The organism is Streptomyces sp. P17, assembly GCF_032436805.1.
Classification (GTDB): domain Bacteria; phylum Actinomycetota; class Actinomycetes; order Streptomycetales; family Streptomycetaceae; genus Streptomyces.
This window is the reverse complement of the sequence record NZ_JAVRBF010001285.1, coordinates 1-247: the sequence shown is the minus strand read 5'-3', so window position 1 is coordinate 247 and position 247 is coordinate 1. Positions and strand designations below refer to the sequence as shown.

General features: G+C 66.0%; 1 protein-coding gene. It reads right to left on the bottom strand.

The annotated features are described in order from the left end of the window. Positions 1-247, bottom strand: a 247-nt coding sequence (locus RMT89_RS44695; protein ID WP_315889478.1) for a penicillin-binding transpeptidase domain-containing protein, incomplete at both ends; no start/stop codon positions are given.

Here is a 247-nt window from a genome sequence, read left to right as displayed (position 1 = left end):
CCGCCCGCGTCGTCCACTTCCGTCACAAGGTAGGGATAGACTTTGTAGCCGCCGTTCGCGAACACGGCATAGGCCCGCGTCATCTCCATCGGCGTTACTTCGCTCGTGCCCAGCGCGATCGACGCGTTCTGGTCCAGCTTGCTGTCGATGCCCACGCGCTGCGCCGCCGCGATCACGTTGTCGACGCCGACCTCCTGCGCCAGGTTCGCGGTGATGGTGTTCACCGAATGCGCCAGCGCGTCGGCCA